At 53.7% G+C, this 25,941-nt stretch carries 21 protein-coding genes; 11 read left to right on the plus strand and 10 right to left on the minus strand.

Features of this window, described 5'->3' with window-relative positions; all coding sequences use genetic code 11:
• Nucleotides 1–67: 67 nt before the first annotated feature.
• Nucleotides 68–1,156 carry a Rieske 2Fe-2S domain-containing protein gene (locus H2508_RS10015; protein ID WP_182172665.1) on the plus strand — a complete coding sequence of 363 codons (1,089 nt, stop codon included), beginning with the start codon at nucleotides 68–70 and terminating at the stop codon, nucleotides 1,154–1,156.
• Between the two features lie 147 nt (nucleotides 1,157–1,303).
• A complete protein-coding gene (locus H2508_RS10020) occupies nucleotides 1,304–2,119 on the plus strand; it encodes a M48 family metallopeptidase (protein ID WP_182172668.1) in 816 nt (271 codons plus the stop codon).
• Here H2508_RS10020 and H2508_RS10025 read toward each other — a convergent pair.
• From H2508_RS10025 to H2508_RS10035, 3 genes are all read right to left on the minus strand, one after another.
• A complete protein-coding gene (locus tag H2508_RS10025) occupies nucleotides 2,116–3,267 on the minus strand; it encodes an alpha/beta hydrolase family protein (RefSeq protein WP_182172671.1) in 1,152 nt (383 codons plus the stop codon). The two genes, H2508_RS10020 and H2508_RS10025, sit on opposite strands and share 4 nt — an antisense overlap.
• Nucleotides 3,268–3,357: 90 nt before the next feature.
• Nucleotides 3,358–4,536 carry a CaiB/BaiF CoA transferase family protein gene (locus H2508_RS10030; RefSeq protein ID WP_182172674.1) on the minus strand — a complete coding sequence of 393 codons (1,179 nt, stop codon included), beginning with the start codon at nucleotides 4,534–4,536 and terminating at the stop codon, nucleotides 3,358–3,360.
• A 2-nt stretch (nucleotides 4,537–4,538) separates the two neighbouring features.
• Nucleotides 4,539–5,723, minus strand: coding sequence for an acyl-CoA dehydrogenase (locus H2508_RS10035; protein WP_182172677.1), 1,185 nt, complete (start codon nucleotides 5,721–5,723; stop codon nucleotides 4,539–4,541).
• 179 nt (nucleotides 5,724–5,902) lie between these two features.
• Between H2508_RS10035 and H2508_RS10040 the strand changes: the two genes are divergently transcribed.
• A complete protein-coding gene (locus H2508_RS10040; RefSeq protein ID WP_182172680.1) occupies nucleotides 5,903–6,736 on the plus strand; it encodes a helix-turn-helix transcriptional regulator in 834 nt (277 codons plus the stop codon).
• A gap of 36 nt (nucleotides 6,737–6,772) precedes the next feature.
• Here the strand turns inward: H2508_RS10040 and speB are convergent, their stop codons facing one another.
• Both speB and H2508_RS10050 read right to left on the minus strand, forming a co-directional pair.
• Entirely contained in the window at nucleotides 6,773–7,702 is a 930-nt protein-coding gene (gene speB, locus H2508_RS10045) for an agmatinase (RefSeq protein WP_235965175.1), read from the minus strand.
• 49 nt (nucleotides 7,703–7,751) lie between these two features.
• Complete coding sequence (locus H2508_RS10050; protein WP_182172683.1) at nucleotides 7,752–9,101, minus strand: glutamine synthetase family protein; 1,350 nt, start codon at nucleotides 9,099–9,101, stop codon at nucleotides 7,752–7,754.
• Nucleotides 9,102–9,294: 193 nt separating this feature from the next.
• Between H2508_RS10050 and H2508_RS10055 the strand changes: the two genes are divergently transcribed.
• Entirely contained in the window at nucleotides 9,295–10,662 is a 1,368-nt protein-coding gene (locus H2508_RS10055; protein WP_182172686.1) for an aspartate aminotransferase family protein, read from the plus strand.
• Nucleotides 10,663–10,771: 109 nt separating this feature from the next.
• Nucleotides 10,772–11,359 carry a nuclear transport factor 2 family protein gene (locus H2508_RS10060; RefSeq protein ID WP_182172689.1) on the plus strand — a complete coding sequence of 196 codons (588 nt, stop codon included), beginning with the start codon at nucleotides 10,772–10,774 and terminating at the stop codon, nucleotides 11,357–11,359.
• Between the two features lie 293 nt (nucleotides 11,360–11,652).
• Here the strand turns inward: H2508_RS10060 and H2508_RS10065 are convergent, their stop codons facing one another.
• Nucleotides 11,653–13,260: a glycerol-3-phosphate dehydrogenase/oxidase gene (locus H2508_RS10065; protein ID WP_182172692.1), complete on the minus strand. Its 1,608-nt coding sequence runs from the start codon at nucleotides 13,258–13,260 to the stop codon at nucleotides 11,653–11,655.
• Between the two features lie 297 nt (nucleotides 13,261–13,557).
• On the opposite strand from H2508_RS10065, the gene H2508_RS10070 reads away from it, so the two are divergent.
• The 6 genes from H2508_RS10070 (at nucleotide 13,558) to edd (ending at nucleotide 21,498) form a co-directional block, all read left to right on the plus strand.
• Nucleotides 13,558–14,511: an alpha/beta hydrolase gene (locus tag H2508_RS10070; RefSeq protein ID WP_182172695.1), complete on the plus strand. Its 954-nt coding sequence runs from the start codon at nucleotides 13,558–13,560 to the stop codon at nucleotides 14,509–14,511.
• 47 nt (nucleotides 14,512–14,558) lie between these two features.
• Entirely contained in the window at nucleotides 14,559–16,136 is a 1,578-nt protein-coding gene (locus H2508_RS10075) for an AMP-binding protein (RefSeq protein ID WP_182172698.1), read from the plus strand.
• 78 nt (nucleotides 16,137–16,214) lie between these two features.
• Entirely contained in the window at nucleotides 16,215–17,294 is a 1,080-nt protein-coding gene (locus H2508_RS10080) for an MBL fold metallo-hydrolase (protein WP_182172701.1), read from the plus strand.
• Between the two features lie 242 nt (nucleotides 17,295–17,536).
• Nucleotides 17,537–18,991, plus strand: coding sequence for a glucose-6-phosphate dehydrogenase (zwf, locus tag H2508_RS10085; RefSeq protein ID WP_182172704.1), 1,455 nt, complete (start codon nucleotides 17,537–17,539; stop codon nucleotides 18,989–18,991).
• Nucleotides 18,984–19,691: a 6-phosphogluconolactonase gene (gene pgl, locus H2508_RS10090; protein WP_182172707.1), complete on the plus strand. Its 708-nt coding sequence runs from the start codon at nucleotides 18,984–18,986 to the stop codon at nucleotides 19,689–19,691. Before zwf ends, pgl begins: the two co-directional genes overlap by 8 nt.
• Nucleotides 19,684–21,498, plus strand: a complete 1,815-nt coding sequence (gene edd / locus H2508_RS10095) for a phosphogluconate dehydratase (RefSeq protein ID WP_182172710.1) — start codon at nucleotides 19,684–19,686, stop codon at nucleotides 21,496–21,498. Before pgl ends, edd begins: the two co-directional genes overlap by 8 nt.
• A 56-nt stretch (nucleotides 21,499–21,554) precedes the next feature.
• On the opposite strand, the gene H2508_RS10100 is transcribed toward edd, so the two are convergent.
• The 4 genes from H2508_RS10100 to H2508_RS10115 all read right to left on the minus strand — a co-directional run bounded on the left by H2508_RS10100 (nucleotide 21,555) and on the right by H2508_RS10115 (nucleotide 25,936).
• Nucleotides 21,555–22,760 carry an iron-containing alcohol dehydrogenase gene (locus tag H2508_RS10100; protein ID WP_182172713.1) on the minus strand — a complete coding sequence of 402 codons (1,206 nt, stop codon included), beginning with the start codon at nucleotides 22,758–22,760 and terminating at the stop codon, nucleotides 21,555–21,557.
• 64 nt (nucleotides 22,761–22,824) lie between these two features.
• Nucleotides 22,825–24,018: a GGDEF domain-containing protein gene (locus tag H2508_RS10105; protein ID WP_182172716.1), complete on the minus strand. Its 1,194-nt coding sequence runs from the start codon at nucleotides 24,016–24,018 to the stop codon at nucleotides 22,825–22,827.
• Nucleotides 24,019–24,199: 181 nt separating this feature from the next.
• A complete protein-coding gene (locus tag H2508_RS10110; RefSeq protein WP_182172719.1) occupies nucleotides 24,200–24,979 on the minus strand; it encodes an acetoacetate decarboxylase family protein in 780 nt (259 codons plus the stop codon).
• 75 nt (nucleotides 24,980–25,054) lie between these two features.
• On the minus strand, nucleotides 25,055–25,936 hold the full coding sequence (locus H2508_RS10115; RefSeq protein WP_182172722.1) for an SDR family NAD(P)-dependent oxidoreductase: 882 nt from the start codon (nucleotides 25,934–25,936) through the stop codon (nucleotides 25,055–25,057).
• Nucleotides 25,937–25,941 lie beyond the last annotated feature (5 nt).

The following is a 25,941-nucleotide window of genomic DNA, read 5'->3' on the forward strand; positions in this document are numbered from 1 at the left end:
CAGTGCTTTTATTGCGGACATTTGGCTATACTGGTGAATCATTGCACATATGGAGGTAACAGCAGCTATGGCAACCGCAGCAGAATATGGTTTAGGCCCTAACACCTTCCCAAGGGGTTGGTTTATTGTGGCTGAAAGCAAGGAACTGGACCAAGGGCCAATGGCCGTGCGTTTCTGGGGCCAAGACTTGGCGCTTTACCGCGGCGAGAGTGGCAAGCCGGTGTTGCTCGATGCGTACTGTGCGCACATGGGCACTCATCTCACCAATAGTGACTCCGCCATGATCGTTAAAAACGGCATGCAGATCGAAGGTGACTCGATTCGCTGCCCTTACCACGGCTGGCGCTACAACTCAGATGGCGATGTAGATGACATCCCTTACCACGACGGTCCCTGCCCGAAATCAGCCTCTATCCGCTCCTATCCGGTCGTGGATAACATGGGTATTGTGATGGCTTGGTTCGATCCAGATGGTCGCGAGCCTGATTTTGAGCCGCCTTTCCTCGAGCAGTGGGATGACCCGCAGTGGGTCCGCTGGGAACTCGACCACCTAGGTGAACTGGACATTCACCCGCAAGAAATTCTCGACAACATGGCCGATGCTCGGCACTTAGGCCCCACCCACGGCGCCCCTTGTGAGTACTTTGAGAATGAGTTCAAGGACCACATTGTAGTCCAGCGCCAAGGCGGCCAGATGCAGCTCTACAACACCTATCTGTATACCACCACTTGGTACACAGGCCCTGGCATACTGCTGTCCAAACAGGTCTTTGGTGACAACGAAATCTTTGAGCTGATCGCCAACACCCCGGTAGACGATGGCAGAGTTAAATGCTGGCATGCCTGTCTCTACCGCGGCAACGCATCACCGGCCAACAATGCTGACCGCGCTGCGGCTAAGCAGGCCCAGGCAAACGCTCTGGTCGCTTTCAGCGCAGACTTCAATATCTGGAAGAATAAGCGTCCAGCCGTGAAGGTTATGCAGCTGAAAAACGATGGGCCCTTCAAGCACGTACGCCAGTGGTACGGACAGTTTTACCAGAGCCCTGAGGAGGCGAAAAAAACTCAGCAAAGCCTCAACGGTAAAATGTACACCAACGGCATGGACAAGCCAGAAGACCGCGGTCACGATATCGACCAAGGGCTTCCGATCTAAGATCACTCTGTCCTAGCACCCCCCGCTACTGGTGAGCTCTATCGCCAGTAGCGGAACCCTCTGTTACTTTTTCCCTCTAAGTTTCTGACCATAAGTCGTTTACACTAAGCGTGTTCGCTCGTCACCCAAAACCATTAGAGGTCTTTCATGAAAAAAGCCCTGTTCAGCATCTTGGCTCTCAGCCTGCTCACTGCCTGCGCCACCAGCCCCACCGGTCGCACGCAATTAATGTTGATATCACCGGAGTCCGCTATTGTGGAGTCCAAAAAAGCTTATTTGAGCACTGTCAGCGATTTTGACAAAAAAGACCTGCTAGTCAACGATCCAGTATTGGCGCAGCGAGTCGCTACGATTACTGGTCGCCTAGTCACAGAAGCCGTAGCGCTGTATCCCAGAGCAGCCAACTGGGAATGGAGCGTAGCCATTGTCAACAATGACGAGACCGTCAACGCTTGGTGTATGGCTGGTGGCCGCATGGCGGTATATACCGGGCTATTCAAGCAGCTCAATCTCACTGACGATGAGTTCGCGCAAATCATGGGCCACGAAGTAGCCCACGCCCTTGCTAACCATACAGCGGAGCGCATGTCCCGCGCCCTTGCCACCAACTTAGGCATTGTCGCTGTCAGTGCAGCCTCTGATAATTCCGCCCTTGCCTTAGGTGGCGCGGCGCTGGCCGCCCAAGTAGCCTTGGAACTGCCTAATAGCCGTACCGCCGAGTCCGAGGCAGACCAGATCGGTCTAGAGCTTGCTACCCGCGCCGGCTACGACCCAGACGCTGCCGTTAGCCTGTGGCAAAAGATGGGCGCACTGGGCGGTGGTAAACGCCCGGCAGAGTTTCTCAGCACTCACCCCTCTCCGTCTAACCGACAAGCGGCGCTGGCATCGATGACCAGTAAAATGCGCAAACTCAACCCCACAGGCAAACGCTCTGCCGTGCACCCGGTCACTATTGTGCGTTAAGGCTCACTAGTCTCATAGCGCACTTCCGCAAGCTCCTTCTCTAGCTCTTCGCGCAGGTAGCGATCTGCTGCCTGCCGCTCATCAGCTGAAAGTGAGAATTCGCGCTGGAAAAAAGCAGCCACCACTACCTGAGTGATCATATTCTGACGCTTAACATTCATTGCTACTGGCAGAGGATCCATCGCGCAGAGCTGGCTATCCTGTGTATCATCAATACCCTCCTGCTCGCCGCCCAATAGATCGTACCAGGGCGACTCCATCGCTTGGGTGATACGTTTCGCTACTAGGTAGCAGCCCAGTGCATCAGGGTTATCCATCCAACGCATCATCACAGCGGGACCAGAAAAGCCCGTATGTGAACCACCTGCTAGTGTCACCAGTTCGGCGCCCGGCATTTTATCTGGGACCGGCGCAGCATTGGCGGCATAAGGCACCAGCGCATCAATATCCCCAGCGAGCATTAAAAAGGGCAACTCCGGTGCATGGGCGAAAAACGCTGATGTAAACAGGAAAGTAGGGCCAGCAATCGACAGTGCCGCGCCAATGCGCGAATCGCGCATCTCGGGATGGAAACTCAGCAATTCAGTGGTCATACCACCCAGTGACAAGCCAAACGCACCGATACGCGATTCATCCACCATGCCCTCCAGCGCCTCTCCTTGGCTTGCAGATAGCGCCAAGACATGGTCTATGGCAAAGCTAATATCGGCAGGCTGATTGACCACATCACGCGCAAAGGGCCCACCCGGGGCACGCACATTAGTAAGTGGATAGTCCATGGCCAACACCACATAGCCCAGACTGGCCATGTGCTTGGCAAGATAGGCGCCCTCATCGCGGGTTGAAGAAAATCCATGGCTGTAGACTAGCAGTGGATAAGGGCCCTCGGCGCGGCTGGCAGGATGCCAAATTGTGCTTTTGAGCTGACGGCTAGCACTGCCACTGTAGTCGTTATACGCCGCTGCGGCTCTGGACTTGTCTTCCAGAACCAAGTTATAAGATGCAACCTTCAAGGGGCCGGCTTGTAAACGCTGGGCGCTAACACTGCCCTCGGCGAAAGGCTCTGGCTGCCAAGCAAAGGTCAGTGCTGCGATAATCACCGCAATCACTAACAGCAGCACTAAGGCAATTCTTTTTAATAATTTCATAGCTTGTCCTATTCTAACCCCGCTGGGGCATTCATTTTTTACAGCCCTAATTGGCGGACCAAAAGTGTGCTCTCTGGGGCGCTCTTTGGTTTATTTTTTTAGCAGTGCTTCCAGCACCGACTCGCTGTGCTGGCCTAGAGTTGGCGGTGGCCGCTGATATTTAACCGGTGTGCGCGACAATTTAATTGGATTGCCAACTAACTCCAGCTCAGCATTATCGGGATGCGCTACATTAACTCGCATTTGACGAGACAGTATCTGCGGAGATTCAAACAGCTCTGCCACTGTATTGATTGGCCCTGCAGGCACCTGAGCCTGCTCCAATATTTCCAACCACTCAGCCTTGTCTCGCTCCAGCATTGCCGCTTGCAAGAGGGGAATCAACTGCTCTCTGTGCCGCACCCGTTCGCTATTGCTAACAAAGCGAGCATCCTCTGCCAATTCTGGGCGCTGTAGGGCAAGTGTAAAGCGTCGAAATTGCTCGTCATTACCTACCGCTACAATCAAGTGACCATCGCGTGCCACAAAGCTCTGATAGGGCACTATATTGGGGTGGGCATTGCCTAAGCGCTCCGGATTCAAGCCACCGACTAAGTAATTGCTAGCCTGATTGGCCAGCGCTGCAGCTGTTACATCCAGTAGTGCCAGATCAACCCTCTGTCCCATACCTGAGTGCTCACGCTCCGCCAGCGCTGCAAGAATACCGATGGTCGAATAAAGTCCTGTCATGATATCAGTTAAGGCCACACCGACCTTCTGCGGCCCACCGCCAGGCTCACTGTCGGGAGCCCCAGTGACACTCATCAAGCCGCCCATAGCCTGCACTAAAAAATCGTAGCCCGGACGCTTTGAGAGTGGGCCTGTCTGACCAAAACCGGTGATTGAGCAGTACACCAAGCGTGGATTGAGTGCCGCAAGTGTCTCGTAATCTAGACCATAGCGCGCCATATCGCCGACTTTGAAGTTTTCAATCAACACGTCGCAGTGCCTGACCAATTCGCGCAAGGTGGCCTGTCCTTCAGCGCTTTTCATATCGATGCAGACCGACTGTTTACCGCGATTAGTACAGAGAAAGTAGGCCGACTCCGCTGTCTCATTGCCACTGCTATCTTTCATATAAGGCGGCCCCCAGCTACGGGTATCATCGCCACTGCCGGGACGCTCTATCTTAATCACCTCGGCGCCGAGGTCTGCCAGAATTTGGCTGGCCCAAGGTCCGGCCAAAATTCGAGACAAGTCCAGTACCCGCAGATTTGAGAGAGCTCCCACAATCAAAAAGCTGGGATATCGGTCTGGCTGCGACCGAGAATCAAGGCGTGTACATCGTGGGTACCTTCGTAAGTATTCACTACCTCTAAGTTAACCATGTGACGCATTACCGGGTATTCATCAGAGATGCCGTTGCCGCCGAGCATATCCCGAGCCTGGCGGGCAATATGCAGCGATTTCCCGCAGGAGTTACGCTTGATCAGGGAGATCAGCTCAGGGGCAATTTGACCAGCTTCCATGAGTTGGCCTGCGCGCAGTGAGCCCTGTAAAGCCAGACTGATCTCAGTTTGCATATCAGCCAGCTTTAGTTGAATCAGCTGGGTAGCCGCCAGTGGTCGATTGAACTGCTGGCGCTCCATCGTGTAGTTGCGCGCGGCAAACCAGCAAGCCTCAGCAGCACCGAGTGCCCCCCAGGCAATGCCATAGCGGGCATTATTGAGACAGCCAAAAGGCCCTTTAAGACCCTCGACATTAGGCAGCAAGTGCTTATCACTAACGAATACTTCATCCATGACAATCTCGCCAGTAATTGAAGTGCGCAGAGCTAATTTGCCTTCAATCTTCGGGGTGCTCAGCCCCTCCATACCCCGCTCGAGCACAAAGCCTCGAATCTTGTCGTCATCTGTTTTAGCCCACACCACAAAGACATCCGCAATCGGGCTATTAGTGATCCACATTTTACTGCCACTAATGCTGTAGCCACCCGCCACTGATCTAGCCCGGGTCATCATTCCACCGGGGTCGGAGCCGTGGTCTGGCTCGGTTAAGCCAAAACAACCAATCCACTCACCGCTCGCTAAACGCGGCAAATATTTATCGCGCTGCGCATCACTGCCATAGGCATAGATCGGGTACATCACCAAGGAAGACTGCACACTCATCATGGAGCGATAACCTGAATCAACCCGCTCCACTTCCCGAGCAATCAAACCGTAAGAAATATAATCCACCCCCGGACAGCCATAGCCTTTAATGGTCGATCCGAGCAGGCCGACCTTACCCATTTCACGAAAAATTTCAGGGTCAGTGTGTTCCTTGCGAAAAGCCTGCTGCACCCTTGGCTGTAGTCGACTCTGGGCATAGTGTGCGGCACTATCACGCACCATACGCTGCTCATCACTGAGCTGCTGCTCTAATAAGAAAGGATCTTGCCAGTTGAGTTTTTGCCATTGTTTGGGCTGTGCCATGCGCTGTTATCCTTTAATCGCTGCTTTTCCCTCAATGTAACAGGGTAGCGGATAAAACCAAGATAAGCCTGTTCTTGTCGCTGTACACAACCTTTCAGCAATAAATGGCCTGGCAGTCCTTTGGGGCTTGGCTCGCAATCACGTTATGATGCTAAGACTGCAAACCAAAAGCGGCACTCATGCCTGAGCTCAAAGATTACAGCCAACGCTTGGCCCTACTCATTGAATCGATTCAAACGGCGGACTTTAGCGCGCGACTGATCGACACTTTGCGTAGCTTAGTGCCCATTGATGACGCCACGGTGATCCTGTATCCAGCGCGCGGTTTTCCGCTGCTGGAGTACTTTGAAGAACCAGAAGAGCTGGGCCATTCGACCCTAGACCACTTTATTCGTGCGGCCTTCGTATTAGACCCCTTCTATATTGCCGGTACTGAGCAGCACTTTGGTGTGTTTCGTCTGCAAGAACTCTCCCCTGAGGGCTTCAAAGATAGCGAGTACTATAAAAACTGGTATCGCAACTGCGGCTATCAGGATGAATGCGGATACATCCTGCGGTTAAGTGACGATGCCTTTATCAACATCGCACTGGGCAAAACCAAGCCAAACAGCCACTTTAGCGATAGCCAAGTGGAGCGATTACGTAGTATTGCAGCGGTCATCGACACCCTCTGTCGCAAGCACTGGGAGCTCGACACCGATGCCGCTCCCGACGCCATCGATCTGCGTCAGCAATTACACCAGGCACTCAAACATTTTGGCAGAAGTCTTCTCACCGAACGCGAGGCTCAGGTGATCAATCTCGTATTGCACGGACACAGCACGAAAACCGTGGCAGATAAACTATCCATATCCATCGAAACTGTGAAGCTGCACCGCAAACATGCTTACGCAAAGCTCGAAGTCAGCTCCCAGGCCGAACTGTTTTACCTGTTTCTCGACTCGCTAATGAGCGCCAAGAACTACGATGGCGGCGACACTCTAATCGCCTATCTACAGCCGCCCCGACACTGAGCGGCGAGGCAGCTAAACTGCAGACGCAGCCTCTAATTACAGCCTACTAGCCCGCATATACAAAAACTGCAGGGCCAGTGTGGCGCCTGCGAGGCTGGTAATCTGGGCGTGATCATAGGCCGGGGAGACCTCCATCACATCAAAGGCCACAATGTTTAGGTCGGCAATGCCCTGTAATATTTGCAGGGCGCGAGAGGAGCTCAGTCCTCCGACCACCGGTGTACCCGTACCGGGCGCATAGGCAGGGTCCAGGCAATCGATGTCAAAGGTTAGGTAGGCCGGGCCATCGCCTACCCGCTGGCGAATCGCAGCGACGCTGTCTGCCACCGACTGCTCATTGGCTTGATGGGCATCAATCACTGCGTATTGATGGTCGCTGCGCTCATACTCTGTGCGAATACCCAGCTGAATGGAACGGGAGGGGTCAACGATACCCTCCTGTGGCGCGCGGTAGAACATACAACCGTGGTTGTATTTCTCACCTTCGTCATAGGTATCGGTGTGGGCATCAAAATGAATTAAGGCCAGCTGTCCATGGTGCTGGGCGACACCGCGCAATAGCGGCAAGGTCGCAAAGTGGTCACCGCCAAGACTGATCAATGTTTTACCGGCAGCGGCAACCATCGCGGCGTGTTGCTCAACCTCCTGCAGCATGCTGTCACTGTCACCGTTGGCATACACAACATCCCCGAAATCTATCGCTTTTAGGCGCTCTCTCAAGGCGAAGCCCCAGGGCCAGCGCATCTCCTCCCAGCGCAAATTAGCACTGGCCTGGCGCATAGCGGCGGGGCCAGATCGGGCACCTGGCCGCCCAGAAGTGCCCAAGTCATAAGGCACGCCCATTACCACCGCCCCGACACTTGGGTCTTGCAAATCGCGACTCAGTGGCAGCCCGAGAAAACTGAAAATATGGGCGTACATTGAATCGTTGTCGAGTGGCACAGACCCCGCTGTGTGTTGCATCATTCTTTACTCCTACCCCGCAGGGCGCTAACGCTATTCAAAAGTGTTGTATTTAAAAGCTCGCGTCATATTCCATCGGCGTCACCTGTCGATCGAACTCATCGAGCTCTTGCTGTTTCAGCAGGCTATAAACGCGTTGAAATTCAGCACCAAAAGTGTCGCGAATAAAGTCCGAGCTGGAGAAGCGCTCCAAAGCATCGGGCCAATAACGCGGTAAACTGGCCGGCACTTGCTCGTAGGCATTCCCATCTAGGGGCGCAGGGGGCTCCATCTGCTGCTCGATACCTTGCAGCATGCCAGCAAGAATCGCTGTCAGCACAAGGTGGGGATGCGCATCTGCACCAGCCAAGCGGTGCTCGATGCGTGTCGCCGCCGGTGCATCGGCCGGCACACGCAGCGCAACCGTGCGATTCTCATAACCCCAACAGGGCGCCAAGGGCGCGTGGGAGCCTCGCTGAAAACGGCGATAGGAATTCATATTGGGGGCAAACAGCAGCATGCTGTCGGCCATACTTGCCATACAGCCGGCTATGGCCTGTCGCAATAGTGCTGTGCCCATGGCGCTGCCATCATCAAAGACATTGAGACCGTTCTGATCGAGCAAGCTGCAATGCACATGCATGCCGTTACCCGCCAAATCACCGAAGGGTTTAGCCATAAAGGTCGCACGCATACCCTGCTGCCGTGTAACCCCTTTGATCGCATGCTGCAACATCACTGCTTGATCTGCAGCCTGTAATGCATTGTCACTGTGATAGAGGTTGATCTCGTACTGGGAGGGTGCGGCTTCTTTAATAAGCGTATCCACGGGCAGGTTCTGCACCACACTGGCATCGCGAATGGCATGCATCAATTCGCTCATTTCTGCCATAGTATCCATGCAGTAGGTTTGGCCTGAACCCAAAGCCCCCCCAACCCTGTCGGTTTGAGTGTGCACAGGGCGGCCCAACTCGTCCTGCTTATCTTCTAGCAGGTAGAACTCCATTTCAGTAGCCATCACCGGAGTCAAACCTAAGGCGGCGAACCGGTCGACTAGCGACTGCAGTAAAAAACGGCTGTCCAGTGGACTGGGCTTGCCATCAGCCTCGCGCATTGACAACAAAACCTGTGCCGTAGGCCGACTCGCCCAGGGCACTAGTACAAGAGTATCAATATCGGCCTCACAGTAGCCGTCGCCGTCACCGGAATCGAAGATCCAAGCTGCTACATCGCGCCCCCAAACATCGAAGGCCAAAGAGCTTACCGGTAGCTTCAGTTCACCCTTAAACACTGAGTGGATTTTGTCCCGGGTGACCCACTTGCCACGCATGCCGCCGGCAATATCAGGCAGAATAACCTCAAATATATCCACCTCGGGATTGGCGTCGAGAAAGGCCTGCAAGCGCTGTACAGTATCGACCATGATGTCAGTTATCCGAATTAAATAGCGAGCGCTAAGGCGGTCAAAACACCACTTTTGGGTAATGGCGAAGCCTAGGCACTATGACAGACTAGTGTAGATCGTATTTAACAACTTTATACCCAGCTCGGCTATAACACTTCTGGGTAAAACGCCGCAGCCGCCCTTAAGTGCAGCACGCAACAGAGGACGTCCAATGAGCCACAAAAAAGACAGCGCAGCACTACAAGCACTAGACCGCTCGCATCACCTACATCCCTTTACTGACTTGCAAAACCACGCCGAACAGGGTGGTCGGATTGTCAATCGCGCGGAACATATCTACATCTACGATACCGATGGACAGCGCATGCTCGACGGCATGTCAGGCCTGTGGTGTTGCAACCTCGGCTACAGTCAGCCGCAAATTGCCGAGGCCGTGTACCGACAACTGCAGGAGCTGCCCTACTACAACAACTTCTTTAAGTGCGCCAACCAACCCGCTGTTGAGCTAGCCCGCGCCCTGGTTGAGGTGACGCCAGCGCAATTCAATCATGTCTTTTTTACCAACTCCGGCTCAGAGGCCAACGACACCAATATCCGCCTGGTCCACCGCTACTTTGATCTACTCGGCAAGCCTGAGAAAAAACTCTTCATCAGTCGTAAAAATGCCTACCACGGCTCAACTATTGCCTCCTCCTCCCTCGGCGGCATGGACGGCATGCACAAGCAGACCCGCGGCCTAGACTATGTGCACCATATCAATCAACCCCATTGGTTCGCCAACGGTGGCGAGCTCAGCCCCGATGAATACGGGCTACAGGTAGCTGGCGAGCTTGAAGCCAAAATTCAGCAATTGGGTGAAGACAAGGTGGCGGCCTTCATTGCCGAACCAGTGCAGGGCGCCGGCGGAGTGATTATCCCTCCCGATAGCTACTGGCCTGAAATACAACGTATTTGTGATGCCTATGACATTCTACTGATCGCCGACGAGGTGATCTGTGGTTTTGGCCGCACGGGCAAATGGTTTGGCAGCGAAACCTACGGCATCAAACCGCAGCTAATGACCTTCGCCAAAGCGGTTACCAATGGCTATATGCCCCTCGGTGGCGTCATGGTCGGAGACCAAGTAGCCAAGGTGCTGCTGGCCGGCGGCGGCGAGTTCACCCATGGCCTGACCTACTCTGGACATCCTGCAAGCTGCGCTGCCGCCCTTGCCACACTGGATATTTTGCGCAGCACGAACATCATCGAGCATGCCGCTGAGCATATTGCGCCCTACTTTCAAGGGCGCTTACGGGAATTTGAGCAACACCCGCTAGTTGCACAAGTTCGCGGCCAAGGTATGTTTGCCGCCCTCGAATTGGTAGCGGACAAGTCCTCACGCAAGCGTCTGGCCCCAGACAGTGCCGGCGCTATCTATTGTCGCGACCGCGCCAACAAAAATGGCTTGATGGTAAGGCAGACCGGCGACGCTATGATTATGGCACCGCCATTGATATGCAATAGGGAAGAAATCGACATCCTGATTGAAAAGCTGGCTATTGCGCTCGATGAAACAGCAGTCCACTACCAGATCCGCTGATACTCTCTGCTCCAGCTTAACTATCTAGCCCGACAGTGACTCCAGAGGGGTGACGAGCCTTGGCCTTGCTACGTACACTGTTCTGTGATGATCACAGGAGGATCTACTTATGAGTCAACAGCGACCAAAACTTAATAAAGAATATATGGGCATTACTGAAGGCCTGCCACTGCAGGCTAGTGCTGGAGGTGTGGACGAGCTGCGCAAGAACATCCAACACTTGATGGATATCGAAGCGATCAAACAGCTCAAATACGCCTACTTTCGCTGCATTGATACTGCTAACTTAGAAGAACTGGCCGAGTTATTCCACGAAGATGTTCTGGTGCATTTTCTCGGCGGCACTTACGAGTGGAAAGTGAATGGCCGACAAGATTATGTCGACAATATTCGAGAGTCTTTCAACAATCAGTCGATCGGCCATCACAACGGCCATCACCCAGAAATACAAGTTCTCAGCGAAACTGAAGCGACGGGTATATGGTACCTCGCCGACCACATGTGGATGATGGGCCACCAAGCACATACCACTGGCACGGCTCTGTATTGGGATCGCTATGAGAAGGTTGATGGTAAGTGGCTGATTCGCGAGACTCGCTATGAGCGCCTCTATGAAATCAATACGCTGCTAGAAAAGAACCCCAGCCCCGCATCACACTACCTTGGCGTACACGGCCAAGCACCGAGCAAAAGCTAAGGGTTGATAGTAGCGAGCACTGCCGCACTTTATGGCAGCGCTGCTTCAGCAAAGCAGATAACTCAGCGGCCAGCCCATCACTGGCCGCTGTCAGCTAGGCAATAACAGCTTGGGTAAACTGCTAGTACACGCCCAAAAAGCGCAGTACTACAACAATAACTACGATAACCCCAATAAGATAAAAGACATTCATATTTTGCTCCTTTTTATATATTGGCGCCCAGCAAATTTGCTGTCGCTGTCGAGCATTGTAGTTCAGCAATCAACGAATATCACCTCGGACTGAAGCGCGCTTACTGCTGCGCTAAATACTCTTTGAGCTTCTGCTCCGCTTCGCTGCCAAACAGGATCTCACAGGCTTCACGTAAGCCTGGCGCTGCAGCAATCTCTTCGCGGCGCAGGACCTGTTCAATCTTGGAGCGGCGGCGCATAAAGTCTTCTAATTTCACCACCATTTCGCGCCGCGCTGCCAATTCAATCTCACAGCGGGTGTATTCCGCTTTTTTAATGAGCAGCTTGGCACAGCTAGTATCCTCACGAATACGCTCCAGCAAACCAAAAGCTGCCTCGCCGTAACGTCGCCAAAAGCGCTCTGATAAGGGCTCGGAAGATGAGGGGTCAGTTAGATCATCTAGCCCCATCAGTTTGGCCTGCAACATAAACTCTGTGCGCAACTCTTCCCCTGGCTCACCGTACCAGCGATTTTTCGGCTGCGGCACCGGCAGACCCAGCTTGGCCATCCAATCGGTGACTTCTTCACCCACATTCAAACAATCGGTCAGTTTACCGCCAAATATACTCAGATGACGGCGCGGCTCATCCACTTCAATCACGTGCTTGCGCGACAGCTGCACCCAGTCGGCGGTACCGCCTTCTCCAGCAATTGCCAGCGGCCGCACCCCCACCCGCTCGGCAATAATGTCCTCTCGAGTTAACGGCTGCTCAAGGTCCAGCAGGGCGTTGGCATTACTGAGCACAAAATCACGATCTTCATCTGTCACACTGACCGTAGGGCTAGAGACCTGGGTGTCGGTAGTGCCTATACATGTCTTAGGACCCATAGGGATGAGGAAGAACAAGCGACCGTCACTGGCGAAGAAAGTCAGCACACGGCGGTTATCGGTAATCTGATCGACAATTAAGTGGATGCCTTTGGAAAAGACGTGATGATAATTAGTAGCGATGCCGGTCTCGCGGTTGAGGCTATCGACCCAAGGGCCACAGGCATTGATCAGTGAACGTGAGCGAAGCTCAAAGGTATCACCACTGAGCACATCACGGACCTGGCTGCGCCACTGACCCTGCTCAAAAACGGATTCCTGCGACTCCATATAGTTGGCCGCGATACAGCCATAATTGAGGCTTTTGCGGATAAACTTAAAGACAAAACGTGCGTCGTTGTCGTAGAGATAACAATCAGAGTATTCCAGACCACCAGCGGCATTGCTGGTATTAATTTCTGGCTCCTGCTCCTCTATGTAACGCGCACTCAGATAGCGTGGTGGCTGGGTGGCACAGCGCCCGATCAACCAATACAACACACTGCCTAAGTAGACAAAAAAGGAGCCAAAGCGAAAGCCTTTCTGAATAGTGGTGAAAAAACGGATCTCTTTAACCGTCGATGGATAGGCCCGCATTAACTCATTGCGCGACTTGCACAGTTTATTAACCAGCAAATACTCGTGGCTCTCCAAGTATTTAATGCCACCCCACGCGAGGTTGGATGAGTTGGAGCTGACGCCCGAAGCAAAGTCGCCCCGATCAATCAGCGCCACTTTAAGGCCTCGACCAGCCAGTGCTGCCGCCGAGACAGCGCCGTTAATACCTCCGCCCACAATTAGCACATCAAAAACTTGATCGCGCAATTTGCTAATATTGGTACTGCGAAGACTGGTGGTCATACTTGGCTCCAATGAGATAAAGCGTACTCTTCAAGCTCCACTATGGTGCACACAAAATCATCTGGAGCTTGGCAAAGTGCCTGCGGCACGATAGTACAGCCCTCGCTATTTGTCGATGCGATCACAGCAATGCTCTGCTTTGCGCAAGCCGTCTAGCTGAACTTTCAGCAGCGCGATGGATTTAAGGCATAGCTTCGCGACTAAAGTATCGATACTTGTACCTGCAACACTGCATATCAGCGCCACAGTGGATATGCTATGTGTTTTAAACTGCAAATATAATGACAGGCTGACAGCATGAACTACGCATTCGACCCTGAGCTCACTCCCCTCTTAGAGTTTTTACCTCCTGTGAGTATGGATGACCCGGCCACTGCCCGGGCAGCATTTTCTGAGATGAGTAAGCAAATGAACGCCGAGCTTGATACCAGCGGCGTAGTGATTGCAGACCGTCATATCCCTGGCCCAGAGGGCGCCCCAGATGTAGCCATTCGCTGTTACAGCCCCGAGGGCTTAAACAAAGCTGTGCCAGGCCTGCTATTCATGCACGGTGGCGGCTTTGTCCTGGGCAACCTCGATAGTGAACACGCCAGCTGCATCACCATATGTCGCAGCCTCGGCATCGTGGTAGTTTCCGTGGACTATCGCCTCTCTCCAGAAACGGCCTACCCGGGAGCCCTACATGATTGCTATGCCGCTCTAGAGTGGCTTGCCAACAGTGCCGCGGAACTGCAGGTTGACCCCGCACGTATCGCTGTCTTCGGCCAGAGTGCTGGCGGCTGTCTAGCGGCGGCGCTGGCTTTGTTAAGTCGCGATCGACAGGGCCCTGCTATCTGCTTTCAGTATTTGGGTATGCCTGTGCTCGACGATCGCATGGACAGTAACAGCATGCGTAAATTTACTGACACGCCGATCTGGGACCGTCAAAAATCTGAACAGAGCTGGGCCTACTATCTCGGCGAGCAATATAAAGCAGGGGACCCTGAGGTACCGGCCTATGCCGCACCTGCTCGGGCCACAGACCTCAGTGGCCTGCCTCCAGCATACGTCTCCACCATGGAGTTCGACCCGCTCCGCGATGAGGGTATCAACTACGCCTGTCGTCTCCTAGAAGCCGGAATTTCTACTGAAATCCACAGCTACCCCGGCACCTTTCACGGCTCCAGCGCATTTAGCCATGTCGCCATTTCTCAACGCGAAGCAGCCGACACCCTAGCTGTCTTAGGCCGCGGCCTGCGAGTAGAGCAATAGCAGCGACTGAGCAGCCACAAATAATTAATCAGCCTAATGGGATCAAGATGAATAGCGACGCACTTTTCAATCCGCCACTGATGCCTCACCTCATAATTGAAGGCCTCAACCGTTACGAAGATGAGCCCTGCCTGTTTCTAGGCGATAAAGTGGCAAGCTATCGCGAGATGCGCGAGCAAACCAGTCAGTTAGTACAAGCCTTGCAGTCAAAAGCTCTGGGCTGTGGCAGCCGAGTGGCGGTCATCTCGGCTAACCGCCCAGAGGTACTATCCAATATTGCTGCCATGCAACTGGCCGGCTGCATTGGCACACCACTGCACCCCATGGGCTCGCTGGAAGATCACGCCTATGTTTTAGAAGCCGCTGAGATCGACGCCTTAGTATTTGATCCATCGGCCTTTGAACAGCGGGCAGCCGAGCTTAAGCAGCGCATGCCTGGACTCACGCTGCTATCCTTTGGGCCATCAGATGTCGGTGAAGACTACTTAGCGCTAGCGGCCAAATTCAGCCCGAAAGCTCTCGTTGCACCCCCTATCGATCCCCTCGATATATCGTCGATCAACTTTACCGGTGGCACTACCGGCAAACCTAAGGGGGTTATGTGTAGCTATCGCGCCACCGCTTATATGACCCAGATCCAAATGATGGAGTGGGAATTTCCCGAAGATTTACGGGTACTCATCACAACGCCACTCTCCCATGCCGCAGCTGCCTTCTTGATCCCGGTCTTACAAAAAGGCGGCGCCTTCTATGTGATGCAGAGTTTCAGCCCCGATGAATTTTATGACATGGTCGAGCAGCATCGCATCACCACCACGATGCTAGTGCCGGTCATGCTCTACTTCCTACTGGACTCGCCGCGCGCAGACAGTGCTGATATGTCGAGCATGGAAACAATCTTTTATGGCGCATCGCCAATGAACCCCACTCGCCTGCTAGAAGGGCTGGCAAAATGGGGGCAAATTTTCTATCAATTTTTTGGCCAGTCGGAAGCACCTATGGTCATTGCCAATATGCGCCGCAAGGAGCATGACCCCAATAAGCCTGAGCGTCTGGCCGCCTGTGGCCGCCCCTCCCCTTGGCTGCACGTAGCTCTGCTAGACGAAGAGGGCAAGGAAGTAGCCGCCGGTGAAGCGGGTGAAATCTGCGTGCGCGGTCCCATGCTAATGTCTGGCTACAAAGATATGCCGGAACAAACCGCCGAAGCCTTTGCCGGCGACTGGTTACATACTGGTGACGTAGGCCGCTTGGATAAAGACGGCTTTCTCTATATTGTCGATCGCACCAAAGATATGATCGTCACTGGAGGCTTTAATGTCTTCCCCCGGGAAGTGGAAGACGTGCTCTCTACTCATGATGCGGTCAGTCAAGTCGCTGTAATCGGCGTGCCCGATGAACGCTGGGGTGAAGCTGTTAAGGCGCTTGTCGTGCTGCGCCCTGGACATGAAGCCACTACGACCCTCACCAGTGAACTGCAGCAGCTGGTCAAAGATGCCAAAGGCTCAGTACAGGCGCCAAAGTCAGTCGATTACCTAGCCTCTATTCCTCTGACCCCAGTGGGAAAACCCGACAAAAAAGCTCTGCGCGCTCAATACTGGCAAGATAGTGAACGGGGGGTTAGCTGAGCTAGCAGCCCTTGCGGCTGGACTTTACGCCACCCAACACAGACCATAAGCCCCCTTAGCAAATAGCGGACTGCCTACATGCTCAGCGACAACCCTGAAATTTTCCGTGGCCTCACCTACCCCTGGACGCGCTCAGTGGACCCAAAACCGGGCCAGCCAGAAGAAGTTGCACCGGGGGTATACTGGGCGCGCTTCCCTATGCCCATGTCGCTGGATCATATCAATATCTGGTTGTTAGAAGATGGCGATGGCTGGACCGTGGTCGACACTTGCCTGGCAATGGATGACAGTCGCCGCATCTGGGAACAGCTGTTTAGCGGCTTTATGCAGGGCAAGCCGATCACCCGCGTAATCTGTACCCACATGCACCCCGATCACGTCGGTTTAGCTGGCTGGTTAGTAGAGCGCTTTGGCTGTGAGCTGTGGATGACCCGCGAAGAGTTTCTCATGTGTCGCGCTATGGTCAGCGATACCGGGCAGGATGTGCCAGAGGTGGCGATAAACTTTTATCATGCCGCTGGCTACACCGAGGAGCAGCTGCAGAACTACCGTGAGAAATTTGGCAGCTTTGGCAAAGCGATATCGCCGCTGCCAAGTAGCTTTCGACGCATTGTGGACCGCGAAACTCTGACCATCGGCAATCGCTACTGGCAGGTTATCGTCGGCAGTGGCCACTCACCCGAACATGCTTGCCTGTACTGCCCAGCACTGAAAATATTGATCTCTGGCGACCAGGTCTTGCCTAAAATAACCCCCAATGTCAGTGTATTTCCCACCGAGCCACACGGCGATCCACTGAGTGAGTGGCTGAGCTCCTGCACCCGTATTCGCGCTATTCTACCCGATGACCTCCTAGTACTGCCGGCCCACGAAGCGCCATTTTATGGCCTGCACACTCGGCTGACACAGATTATTGAGTCACACCAACACGATCTCGCAGCACTCTATAAATTTCTTGATCAGCCGCGCCGGGCAGTGGACTGCTTCCCCGCACTGTTTACCCGCAAACTAGAAGGTCACAACCTTGGCTTAGCCACAGGTGAAACGCTAGCTCACCTCAATTGTCTGAAGGGTCGCCGTCAAGTCACATCTAGCCAGGACGAACAGGGTGTCAATTGGTATCTACGACTACCGGATAGCGCCGCCTTCGTTGACTAAGCTAGAAACTCTAGGCTCTTAGCGCCGCTAAGCGGGCCAGCTGCATCCACTGTTGAGCTCACTTTTCTGCTACAGTCCCTTAGTGCATGCCTTGTCATAGAGCCGGTGCAGCGCAGCTGTGCTCTAGCAAAGGCCGCAGCATAAAAGACTACAATAAAAGCTGTCTTTATGAGCTGACTATTGCTCTATTCAGGGCTGTTGGCTGACTCATTGTAAGCTGGCCCTGTTGAGGACTGAGATATATGAATCAAATGGTCGACTTGGTTATTTTTGGCGGCACCGGGGATCTCTCCACCCGCAAACTACTGCCCGCACTTTATCAGCTCCATCGCCATGGTCTAGCGGCGCAGCTGCAACGTATCATCGCCACCGGCCGCAGCGAAATGAGTTCTGATGCCTTTCGTGAGGCAGCAAAAACAAGCCTCAGACAGGTCTTAGACCCGAGCCAGTGGGACGAGTCCATTTGGCAAGGCTTTCAGGACTGCCTCTACTATGTAAAGCTCGAAGCCAGTAATGAAACAGACTATCAGCAGCTAAAAGCGCTGCTAGATCAAGCTCAAGCCCCCGTGCGGCTGTTTTATCTAGCCACCCTGCCCTCTCTCTATGGCAGTATTTGCCAGCATCTGCAGCGCGCTGCTGCCGTGAGCAAGAGCAGCCGTGTAGTACTAGAAAAACCACTGGGCCACGATCTGGCATCCTGCCGCAGTATCAACGAACAAGTCGCCGCAGTATTTAACGAGGACTCGACTTTCCGGATCGATCATTATCTGGGCAAGGAGACCGTACAAAACCTATTCGCCGTGCGCTTTGGTAATCCACTGTTGCACCCGGTGTGGAAAAACAGCTTCATCGACAATGTTCAAATCACGGTAGCCGAGGACATCGGTGTTGAAGGCCGCGGGAGCTACTATGCCCAAACTGGCGCACTGCGTGATATGGTGCAAAACCACCTGCTGCAGGTGCTGTCTATCGTTGCGATGGAGCCACCGGCCAGTCTCAACCCAGCCGATATCCGCGATGAAAAAATGAAAGTGCTGCGCTGCCTCGAGACCATCGATGCCAGCAACGTCAAAGCTCGGACAGTTCGCGGTCGCTATGACGCCGGCGCAGTTGGTGGCCAAGCAGTAAAGGGCTTTCTGGAAGAGGCTGAGTATAAAGATGCCAAGGCGACCGAGACCTTTGTAGCACTCAAGGCCACGATCAATAACTGGCGCTGGGCCGGTGTGCCATTTTACTTGCGCACCGGCAAACGCCTGAGCCGTCGCTACTCAGAAATTGTGCTGGAATTCAAAAAACAGCCCTTTTCACTATTTGCCAACGACCCCAATGAGCTGACTAACAAGCTGGTTATTCGCCTACAGCCCGACGAAACCATCAGCTTACACACGCTCAACAAAAAACCCGGCCTAACTCGCAGCCTGCGCCTGCAGCCGGTAGAACTGCACCTGACCGACGACCCCAACAGCGAGAGCCAAAGCTATGATGCCTATGAGCGCTTGCTACTGGACGCCATCAATGGCGATCAAACGCTGTTTATGCGCCGCGATGAAGTTGAAACTGCTTGGCGCTGGATTGACAGCATTATTGCGGCCTGGGAAGAAACGGCAATGCCAATCACCCCATATAACTCCGGCACTATGGGGCCCAGCGCTGCCACAGCACTGACCGCACGCGATAACAGGAGCTGGTATGAATAAATTAGCGACAGATTTCAGCTGGCAAAAATTCTCTGATACAGCTGAGCTGGATCAAGCACTGGCAACCCAGCTTGCTCAAGAGCTGCGTCGAGATCTCGAGCGGCGCGATGCGGCCTGCCTAGCCCTATCCGGCGGCGGCACCCCCAAAGGCATGTTTCACTTGCTGTCTCAGCAAGCACTGCCGTGGCAGCGAGTCAGCTTAACACTGGTCGATGAGCGCTGGGTGCCCCGGGAACATGCAGATTCAAATGAGGCCATGCTGCGCTCTAATTTGCTTCAAAACGCGGCTAGCGATGCGCACTTTATTGGCTTAAAAACAGCCCATGCTCAGGCCGCTGAGGGGGTCGAGGAAGCTGCTTCCCGCATCGCTCAGATAGCGCGCCCCTTTACTGCGGTAGTACTGGGCATGGGCAGTGATGGCCACTGTGCTTCGTGGTTCCCTGGTGCAGAAAATCTAGCGCAGCTGCTAGACCCCAATCGAAGCGAACTTGTCGCAGCGACTCAGCCACCTAAAGCTCCCCACGCTAGGATGACACTAAGCTTGAGCGCGGTTTTAGCCAGCCAACAAATTATCATTCACATCACTGGCACAGAAAAAAAAGCTGTGCTCGAAGAAGCGATTAGCAAAAACTACCCAATCGCTGCTGTACTACAGCAGCGCCAAACCCCTGTCAGTATTTGGTGGGCTCCCAATGATTAATCCCAAACTGCAAGCAATTACCCAAAACATCCGCGAACGCAGTAGTGGTGCCAGAGCGAGCTATCTAAAACGCATCGATGAGATGCGCCGCAATGGCCCCCTGCGCGGCAGCCTGTCCTGTAGCAACTTAGCGCATGGCTTTGCCGCCTGTAATACCGAGGATAAGCAGCGCTTAAAGCTCAGTGAAGCCGCCAACATCGGCATAGTGTCAGCCTACAACGATATGCTCTCAGCTCATCAGCCGCTGGCCAATTTCCCCGACCTGATAAAACGCGCTGCTCACGGCGTCGGCTGTACTGCTCAGTTCGCCGGCGGCGTGCCGGCGATGTGCGATGGTGTCACTCAGGGCACTGCTGGGATGGAACTAAGTTTATTCAGCCGCGATATCATTGCCGGCGCCACCGCAATAGCCCTATCGCACAACATGTTCGATGGCGTTCTGTGTCTCGGTGTCTGCGATAAAATTGTGCCCGGCCTATTAATCGGCGCGCTGAGCTTCGGCCACCTGCCGGTGATTTTCGTACCCGCAGGGCCGATGACTTCGGGCTTGGATAACTCAGAAAAGTCGGCCATACGGCAGCAATTCGCCGAAGGTAAAATTAGCCGCCAGGCCCTGCTCGAAGCAGAATCCCAGGCCTACCATGGCCCCGGCACTTGTACTTTTTACGGCACCGCCAACAGCAACCAGATGCTGCTAGAGGCAATGGGCTTACACATCCCCGGGGCAGCTTTTGAAAATCCCGGCACGCCTTTACGCGAGGCCTTAACTACCGCCGCCACAGAGCGGGTCTGCAAAATCACCGCCCTAGGCGCTCACTACACGCCGATGGCCTCAGTGGTCGATGAGAAATCCATTGTCAATGCCATCGTCGCCCTGCTGGCAACCGGCGGCTCGACTAACCACGCCATTCACTGGATAGCCGTAGCCAGAGCCGCCGGCATCATTATCGACTGGCAGGACTTCAGTGAGCTCTCAGCGCTAACGCCCTTAGTGGCGCGGGTCTATCCCAATGGCAATGCCGACGTGAATCACTTCCATGCCGCAGGCGGCAGCGCCTTTGTGATTCGCACTTTGCTGGATCAGGGACTGCTGCACGAAGATGTCACAACGGTTTGGGGGCAGGGGCTGCGGCACTATACTCAGGAAGCTCGGCTATCAGAGGGCCGCTTGTCCTATGTCGAGGGGCTGCGTGACAGCGCCGATACTTCTGTACTGCGCCCCGCCGATGATGCATTTGCGCAAGAAGGTGGCCTGCGCTTGCTACAGGGCAACCTTGGCAGGGCCGTGATCAAAGTATCGGCGGTGGCCGATAAACACTGCAGCGTAGAAGCTCCGGCCCGCATTTTTACCGAACAGGATGCGCTGCGACTTGCTTTTGAAGCCGGCGAACTCGACCGCGATGTCGTCGTTGTTGTGCGCTTCCAGGGCCCCAAGGCAAACGGCATGCCAGAATTGCACAAGCTGACACCCTATCTCGGCATTTTGCAGGACAGAGGCTTCAAAGTTGCACTAGTGACTGATGGCCGCATGTCTGGCGCTTCGGGTAAAGTGCCCGCCGCTATTCACCTCAGTCCAGAGGCCCTTGGTGGCGGCGCAATTAGCAAGGTTCGCGACGGTGACATGATTCGCTTAGATGCCCGCAGCGGCACGCTAGATGCCCTGGTACCCGCCGATGAGTGGCATCTGCGAATCCCTGCCACTAGGCCAGAGCATCACAGCGATTACGGCAGTGGCCGAGAGCTATTTGCTTTTATGCGCGATGCTGTGAGCGCCGCAGAGCAAGGCGCCACGGTATTCAAATCATAGCTCTATGACTAAGGCGCTGCGGCTGAGCTCTCTGGGACAGCCGCCGCGCCGGATGATTACTCCGTAATACTGGCCAGTATCTTCATGGTGCTATCGCGCTCTAAGAGTCGCGGAACGGCGTAGCCTTCACACTCCTTCATAGCCAAATCGCAGAGGTAGTCGTAATCTTCTGCCTTAACTTTGTCTGAAGTTTCAGGCAAACCAACTGCCTGACGCAAATCGCGGACCGCTTGGATAAAGCTTCGAGCCAGCTGCGCTTCACTCTCTCCGGCCTGACCCGCTCCAACTAAGAGGGCCAGCTCAGCCAGCCGTGGCTGGGCTTCTTCAATACAAAATTCCAGTACCTGGGGCAGCACTAGGGAGTTTGCCAGACCGTGGGGAATACCATACTTACCACCCAACTGGTGGGCGATGGCGTGCACATTACCGACGTTAACCTGGTTAATAGCAATACCGGCATAGTAGGCGGCTATTGACATAGCTTCTCTAGCCTCCAAGTCCGAACCATCTTCGCAGGCCCGCTGCAGGTGCTCAAAAATCAATTTAATTGCAGCCTGTGAGTGCTCCAGACTAGTACCCCGATTCCATACACTAATATAGGCTTCAATACCGTGGGTCAACGCATCCATGCCAGTAGCGGCAGTGATCGGCTTGGGCAAACCTGCTAAGAGCTCTGGATCCAGAGCAACGGCGGTCGGCCCCAAACTGGCGCCGGAAATAATGCCTTTTTCGTGGCTAATGCTATCGGAAATCACCGCTCCCATAGTCGCCTCTGAGCCGGTGCCGGAAGTGGTTGGAATGGCAAAAAGTGGCAGCGCATCGTGGCGCACCTTGCCCATCCCGACCCAGTTTTTTGGGTCTTCATCGCTGGTCGCTCGAGCCGCAATAATTTTTGCCGCATCAATAGATGAGCCGCCGCCCACTGCCAAAATAGCTTCACTGCCATGGGCCTTGAGAACCTTGAGACCAGCCGCGACCTGGTCGTAGGTGGGGTCAGGCTGCACCCCATCAAAAAACTCAAGATCCAGACCGGCCTCGACTAGCCCCGCGACCGCCTGATCAACTAGGCCGAGGTCGCGTAGCGGTTTATCGGTCACTACCAACACCTTGCGCAATCCGATCCGGGCAATATGGCGACATAACTGCTGTGAGCTACCTTTTCCGGTGAAGGCCATATAATTGGCCCCGGGCGCCAAGATGACAATGACCTTCATCAGGCCAATATATAATTTGTGTTTTAGCTTCCGGACAAAAGACGACATTCACTTACTCCTAGTTATATGACTTATAATAATATTACAACAAGCGCTTCTAAGCTGGCTCAAATCAAGCTTTGCTTAGCATATCCATATCCATCAGCTCACTCCCTTCGGAGACAATCACTGCATCTCGTCCAGCGGCTTTGGCTTCATACATCGCCATATCAGCACGATTTATTAGCGTGGCAACGCTATCGTCTTCTTGCAACTGAGCAACCCCAAAACTGGCACTAATTGTCAGCTTACCACCGTCGTAGTGCATCGGTTTTTCTTTGAGTTTCTGGCGAATTCTGGCGACTACTGAAGCGGCACCTGCACTGTCCATATTCGCCATTGTAACTGCAACTTCTTCACCGCCGATTCGACCGAGGGCATCACGTTCACGGGTGCACTCACGAAAAATTTGAGTAAAGTATTGTAGCGCGAGGTCTCCGACGTAATGACCATAGCGATCATTGATTTGCTTAAAGTGATCGATGTCTGCCAGCACAACAGCCATAGATTTTTCTTGCTGCTGACAGTGTTTTAACAGTGCCTCAGTCACCGCTAAATAGCCTCGGCGGTTATGCAAGCCCGTTAAGTGGTCTTGTAGTGCCATGATATTTAGCCGCTGGGCAAGATCCGTGGCCAGCAGAAAGATGATTGAAATGCCCATAGCAATATACAAGGCAGGCACTAAGCCATAACTTACTAGTGCATAAAGCTCGTACATCGCCTCCAATGATAAAGCTCGCCCCAAGTTCAATGCCAGCACGACGATTAGTCCTTGGCTCAGCACGAATAAAAAATGAATAGCACCCGCGACATACTGCGCTAAACGTGGGCCTTGTACATGCACTAACAGTATCAACGATACATGCATAATGACAAACAACGCACAAGCTGGGGCCAGCGCTTCACGCAGTCCGGGCTCGGGATAGAAAAAGTTAATGATGAGCGATACTGAGCACATTAGCAGTAACGCGATCAGCATCAGGGATTTATGAATGGGCAACCCCAGGCGAGCGCGATGCCCCCATGCGGCGAAGAACACCGCAAGAAAAGCCAGTAGGTGAGAGCTCAACCAAAACCAAGCCTCTGAGGAAAATAGACCCTGAAAGAGGGCCATTCCATAATAAAAGCCAGACAGAGCAAAGGATAAAGACCAAAACAGGGCATGCCTTGGCCGATCAAACAAGTGCCAAGCCATAAAACAAGCTCCGGCGATGACTAGCGCTATCACTAATAGCAAAGACAGTAAATAAGGAGTCATAGACGCCATAGCGCTACCTGCTCCGCTTGTTAGAGTATTAAGCTGCATCATTACTCAGTAGGCGCAGAGCTTCAATCAGAAAGCTACATAATTGCGTGCTAGGCCACATAAGCTATGCAGCCCAGCTCAATGCAGGACAAGCCATCGCCTGTCCTGTAAGCCCAACTAAGGCAGCAGTTAAAGTAGCTAATTAGCGCTTCGGACCGCCGTTAAAGCCCGGCCAGCGAGAGCCTGAAATAGTATCGGCAAAGGGCATAAAGGCGTCTGGGTCTAACTTGCCCGCTAACTTAATTTCGCGGTCGAGGAAGATCGGCCACCACAGATGCGCCGATAACTGCTCACGGATCGGCAAGCGACTAGCCAGTGGATCCCAAGGGCTATCCCGCAGCAACAACTCACCTTTCACTTCTTCACGCCAAGCGGTGCCGTATTTACTGCGCACGTGTACCACATGGGGCGGAAAATCGTAGCCCGCGCTAGGGTCTGGCATAACACCCACGGCACGAGAGACTTTGATCCACCACTCGTGTTGCTCCCAATCGTCTTTTGGCAGGTTGACGCCACTAGACTCCCCTTGGAATTCTACAAAGGTATAGCCTTGGTGCGTACAGCGAGCACTAACCTGGGAACCCATGCGATAAAAGTGCGTCCTGCAAGGATACTTAGGCTGGCCGTTAGTTTCTTGACTGATAAAAATAGCCGACTCTTGGTCGATACCGTAACCAAGGGTGTACTCACCGGCAATGCCCTGATAATCAGCATCCACCGTTGTCACGATGCCATATTCTGGCTCATCAGGCACCGGGAAGTTATAAATCGTCAAATTCACATTGGGCTGCGCACCAGGCTCAATACCCGGCGGTAATAGCTCAGCAATTTTTTCTGGGTCCGTACGGTAGACAATTTTTAACATCGGCCAATTGACGATGTCACCGGTATTGCCCTGTGGACTAGTCGATTCTTTGCTCATGCGATTAACCTCTATTTTTTATCATTGATTTCGCACTATATTGTGGGCCATCACCGCTCATTAGTCGGCAGCCTATTAGCCGCCGACCTGATCAGGCACTGGCGTTGTACGATTCATAATCATCTCGGTGCGCGCGCGAATCTTGGCATCGGTTTCCGCTGTGGTCTTCAGCAGCCAAAAAGCATCTTGCATCAAGCCCTCAACTGCCATTTCCGCCACTTCATCCGGGTGGGTAGTCTGCAATTCTATGCCATATTCCGCAGCCATACGCTTCATGTCATCGACCGAGTTAATACCTGACTCGTTTCCTTTGCTGTCTTTTTGCAGGGCCTCCGGCCGTACTCGCCCAGAGTTAAAGAGACCGGTATCAACAATGTGTGGCCCTGGGAATAGCGCACTGACCTTAACCTTTAAGTTACCAGCCTGAACTTGGTAATGGAGGTTTTCCGTAATCGTGTGAACGGCTGCCTTAGTCGCGGTATAAATCGGCTGATCTGGATAGACTAATAAAGCGCCGTTACCTGAGCCTGTGATCACAAAATGGGTCGGCTCATCCAGAGCGACGAGACGCGGCATAAAGGCTTTAATCGAGTTGATCACGCCCCACAAGTTAACATTCAAACACCACTGCCAATCTTTGTCTGAGTAATCCCACATCGCGCCGGACTCTCCAGCGCCAATGCCAGCATTGGCGAACATCAAATGAATCGCGCCAAAGGCCTTCTCAGCCTCATCCGCTAAGCTGTTAAGACTTTCCAGCTGAGTCACATCACAGTGGGCCACCACTGCGCGAATCCCCTCAGCTTCCAAGTCCGCACTGACTTGCTCCATCGCAGCGCTATCGACATCACCAATCACTATTTGGGCGCCGCGGCGACCCAGTGCAAAGGCCAGTGAGCGTCCCACACCGCTAGCACCACCCGTGATAACGGCAACCTTATCTGTAAAATCCTGCATTGACT

The organism is Sediminihaliea albiluteola (assembly GCF_014077625.1).
Classification (GTDB): domain Bacteria; phylum Pseudomonadota; class Gammaproteobacteria; order Pseudomonadales; family Halieaceae; genus Sediminihaliea; species Sediminihaliea albiluteola.